Raw genomic sequence first — 4,255 nt, 5'->3', positions numbered from 1 at the left:
ACCGCGGCAAGGCGGTCGCTCTCCTTCACGCGCAGTTCCTCAAGGCCCTCCATCATCGTCTCGCCTTCGGCAAAGGCGGCGGCGACAGCCAGCACCGGATATTCGTCGATCATCGACGGCGCGCGCGCCGCCGGCACCGTCACGCCCTTCAGGCGGCTCGCGCGCACCGTCACATCGCCCACCCGCTCGCCGCCCGACAGGCGCTCGTTGCGGATGGTCAGATCGGCGCCCATTTCCAGAAGGGTGTCGATCAGGCCGGTGCGGGTGGGGTTGAGCAGCACCGTTTCCACCGTCACCTCGGAGCCGGGCACGATCAGCCCGGCCACCAGCGGGAAGGCGGCGGAGGAGGGGTCTGCCGGCACATCGACATGCTGGGGCGTCAGTTCCACCGGGCCCGTCACGCGGATGACGCGGGCGCCGTCGGCATCGGTGGCGATGTCGAGCCTGGCGCCGAAGCCCTCCAGCATCCGTTCGGTGTGGTCGCGGGTGGCGACGGGCTCGATCACCGTGGTGGTGCCGGGGGTGTTGAGGGCAGCCAGCAGGATGGCCGATTTGACCTGAGCGGAGGGAACCGGCAGGCGGTAGGTGATCGGCACCGGGCGTTCGGCGCCGCGGATCGACAGCGGCAGCCGGTCGCCGGCACGCGCGATCACCTCGGCCCCCATTTCACGCAGCGGGCCCAGCACGCGGCCCATCGGCCGGCGCGACAGCGAGGCATCGCCCACCGCCGTCACCGCAATCGGGTGGGTGCCGACGAGGCCGAGGCAGAGCCGGGCGCCGGTGCCGGCATTGCCGAAATCGAGCGGCGCGGCGGGCTCCAGCAGGCTGCCCACGCCCACGCCGTGCACATGCCAGACGCCGGCTGCGTCGCGCTCCACCGTGGCGCCGAGCGCGCGCATGGCGGCGGCAGTGGCCAGCACGTCGTCGGATTCCAGCAGGCCGGTGATGACCGTCTCGCCCACGGCCAGGGTGCCGAGCATCAGCGAACGGTGGGAAATGGATTTGTCGCCCGGCACCCGCACGCGGCCGGAGAGCGCCGGCGAGGCGAGGGCGGAAAGCGGGGCGGGAGCGGCGGAGTGGCTCATGCTGAGGTCCGTGAGCGAGCGGTTCGGCCCTTCTCTGTCGGGCAAGGTGCGCGGCCGTCCTATCACGATGCTGCCGGCACGTCACGGTCCGGGCGCTCCGGGCCTTGACCGCACCGGCGCGGGACGGTCATTTTCGCCGGGTCGGCGCGATTTGCGCCGGCCTGCCGCCATGAGGCTTTGACAGCGCCGCCCCGCCCATGTAAGGGAGCGCCGCTCGCACAGCCGGATGGTGTGCCGGCCGGAGGCACGTCGGGCCTGAAAGAATGGCCCGCACAGCCCGGCCGTGCGTGCTGCCCGGAAGATTTTCGCAAGTGAATTTCGCAAGACAGACGAGGCGCGATCGTGGCGAAAGCGGAACTCGGCACTAAGCGGCACTGCCCCAACTGCGGGACCCGCTATTACGATCTGAACCGCAATCCGATCCTGTGCCCGAAGTGCGGCACGGTGTTCGATGCCGGTGTGACCGCGGTCCGGCCGGAAAAGGCCGCCAAAATGGCCACGCTGGAAGACGAAACGGACACCGAGGACGAGGTTCTCGATGTCGAACTGGTCTCGCTGGAAGAGGCCGATGCCGACGCCGCCGGCACCGAGGTGGCGGATATCGAGGGCGACGAGGAAATCACCGATATCGGCGGTGACGAGGACGCCTTCCTTGAAGAAGACGACGACGAAGGCGATGACGTGACCGGCATCATCGGCGTCGGCGAGGACGAGGAAGAGCGCTGAGGCGCCCCGTCCCGAACCGCGAATCAGAAAAAAAGGCCGGCCGCCGGGCATCGCCCCGCGGCCGGCCTTTTTCGTTCAGGGGCCTTCGCCCGGCCCGCCGCCTCGCCGCGCCTGCACGCGGTGCTTGCACCGGTGGGGCTTGTCCGGTGGGGTTTGCACGGGTGATCTTTGCCCGCACCGGCCGGGATGCCGCGCGGCCGGCGCGGCTCAGAATTCCAGATTGTCGATGAGGCGCGTGTCGCCGAGGCGGGCGGCGCCGAGGGCGACGAGGTGGCCGGGGCGGATATCGGCGCCGGGCGGCGGGGCCAGGTCGCTGCGGCGGCGGGCGGTGATGTAGTCCACCTGCCAGCCGCGTGCGGTCAGGCTTTCGGTCGCCTCGGCTTCCAGCGTCCCGATCGCCTTCTCGCCGGCATGGACGCCGGCGGCGAAGGTTTCCAGACAGGCGGCGAGGGCGGGGGCCTCGCTGCGCTGCCAGGGATCGAGGAAGCCGTTGCGCGAGGACAGCGCCAGCCGGTCGCCCGCGCGGCAGGTTTCGCCGGCCACGATCTCCACCGGCATGGCAAGCTGCTGCACCATGCGGCGGATGACGAGAAGCTGCTGATAGTCCTTCTTGCCGAAAATGGCGGTGGCCGGCTGCACGAGGCCGAACATCTTGGCCACCACCGTTGCAACGCCCGTGAAGAAGCCGGGACGGAAGGCGCCTTCCAGAAGGTCGGCGATGGCCGGGTCCGGCACCACGCGGAAGGTCTGCGGTTCGGGATACATTTCCCGCTCGTCGGGGGCGAACACGATGACCGGCCCCAGCGCGGCGAGCTTTTCGGCATCGGATTTCAGCGTGCGCGGATAGCGGTCAAAATCCTCATGCGGCAGGAACTGCAGCCGGTTGACGAAGATGCTGACGACCACCGGCCCGCCGCGCTTCAGCCCCTCGCGCACCAGCGAGAGATGGCCCTCGTGCAGGTTGCCCATGGTCGGCACCAGCACCGTGGCGCGTTCGCCGGCAAGCCTGCGCCGCAGGTCTGCGACGGAGTGGATGATGTCCATGATCGGAAGTCCCTTCCCGGAGGGCAAATCGCCGGCCGGCGGCCGTTGCTGCCGCCGCGCGGCGCGCAGGCTCAGGTGCGCGCCGGCTGGCGCAGGGCGAAGGTGTTTTCGGCCCCGGGGAAGCGGCGCGCGCGCACATCCTCGGCATAAAGGCGGGCCGCCTCGCCGATCTGCGGGCCGAGATCGGCATAGCGGCGGGCAAAGCGCGGCTTGAAATCGCTGAACGTTCCGATCACGTCGTCGATGACCAGAACCTGTCCGTCGCAGGCGGCCGAACCGCCGATGCCGATGGTGGGCACCGGGATGGTCTCGGTGATGCGCCGGGCGAGCGGCTCCACCACGGCTTCGACCACGATGGCAAACGCGCCGGCCTCGGCAATGGCCTGCGCATCGGAAAGAATTTTGTCCTGCTCGGCGGTGGAGCGGCCGCGGGCGCGGAAGCCGCCGAGGTGGTTCACCGCCTGCGGCGTCAGGCCGACATGGCCCATCACCGGAATGCCCCGCTCCACGAGGAAGCGCACGGTGTCGGCCATCTCGATGCCGCCTTCCAGCTTCACCGCGGTGCAGCCGGTTTCCGCCATCACGCGCGCAGCGGTGCGGAAGGCCTGCTCCGGGCTTTCCTGATAGGTGCCGAAGGCAAGGTCGATCACCACCATGGCGCGGGACGAGCCGCGCACCACGGCCGCACCGTGGGCGATCATCATGTCGGTCGTCACGGCCAGCGTGCTCTGCAGGCCGTAGACGACCATGCCCAGGCTGTCGCCGACGAGAAGAATATCGACATGGGGATCGAGCATGCCGGCCATCGGCGCGGTGTAGGCCGTCAGCACCACCACCGGCTCGGCCCCTTTGCGGGCCATCACGTCGGGCACGCTGACCCGCGTCATGATGTTTGTCACGCTCATGTGCCTGAGACTCCCTCGCGCCCGGTCCCCGGCCGGTAACGCCCTGTGCCGGCCGTGGCGCGGCAGCATTTCCCTGTCATCCCGCCGCAGGGAGTGCCGGTGTCGCGGCCTCGGTTCTGGCCGGGCGGGGCAGGGGCTGCCACGACCGGTGCGACTCTGCGGATGACCTTGCGATTCTCGGATGACCTTATGTCCGGCGGCAGCCCGGCCTTTTTGCGGCCGGCGGCACGCTGCGGCTTCCGTTTACCGCCGGTTGCCCCTTCATTCAACTGAGTGCGCGGCAAAAACAGCGCGGCCGCCGCGTGCTCCGCCGGCCGGCGAGGTTGGCAAAGGCCCGCGGACGCATTACGTGAGGCCCCGGGCGTCCTGCGACCCACGGGTCTGCCTGCCGGTCGCCCGCCGGCGGGTGCCTGCCTGACAGACCAGACACTGGCAGACCAGAACACTGACAGACCCGGCCCGGAGGCCCAGCCGCCCCGGCCGGGCCGGAACTTT

Annotated in this window: 4 protein-coding genes; 1 reads left to right on the top strand and 3 read right to left on the bottom strand. The window is 70.1% G+C overall.

Annotated elements, in window-relative coordinates; translation table 11 throughout:
* Positions 1–1,085, bottom strand: a 1,085-nt coding sequence (aroA, locus tag V7067_RS16030; protein ID WP_334176903.1) for a 3-phosphoshikimate 1-carboxyvinyltransferase, incomplete at its 3' end; no start/stop codon positions are given.
* A gap of 342 nt (positions 1,086–1,427) precedes the next feature.
* Here aroA and V7067_RS16025 point away from each other — a divergent pair.
* Positions 1,428–1,811: a TIGR02300 family protein gene (locus tag V7067_RS16025; RefSeq protein WP_334176902.1), complete on the top strand. Its 384-nt coding sequence runs from the start codon at positions 1,428–1,430 to the stop codon at positions 1,809–1,811.
* A gap of 207 nt (positions 1,812–2,018) precedes the next feature.
* Here V7067_RS16025 and panC read toward each other — a convergent pair whose 3' ends face one another.
* Together panC and panB are read right to left on the bottom strand one after the other, a co-directional pair.
* Positions 2,019–2,855 (bottom strand): pantoate--beta-alanine ligase, encoded by an 837-nt coding sequence (gene panC, locus V7067_RS16020; protein ID WP_334176901.1) that lies wholly within the window; start codon positions 2,853–2,855, stop codon positions 2,019–2,021.
* A 71-nt stretch (positions 2,856–2,926) separates the two neighbouring features.
* Positions 2,927–3,760, bottom strand: a complete 834-nt coding sequence (gene panB, locus V7067_RS16015; protein ID WP_334176900.1) for a 3-methyl-2-oxobutanoate hydroxymethyltransferase — start codon at positions 3,758–3,760, stop codon at positions 2,927–2,929.
* Positions 3,761–4,255: the final 495 nt, after the last annotated feature.

This window comes from Pseudoxanthobacter sp. (assembly GCF_036822375.1).
Classification (GTDB): Bacteria; Pseudomonadota; Alphaproteobacteria; order Rhizobiales; family Segnochrobactraceae; genus Pseudoxanthobacter.
This window is presented reverse-complemented; position numbering and strand designations above follow the sequence as displayed.

Excerpts from the sequence above, each read along its gene's own strand:
- panC (WP_334176901.1), bottom strand. The coding sequence starts at position 2,855 with ATGGACATCATCCACTCCGTCGCAGACCTGCGGCGCAGGCTTGCCGGC.
- panB (WP_334176900.1), bottom strand. The coding sequence starts at position 3,760 with ATGAGCGTGACAAACATCATGACGCGGGTCAGCGTGCCCGACGTGATG.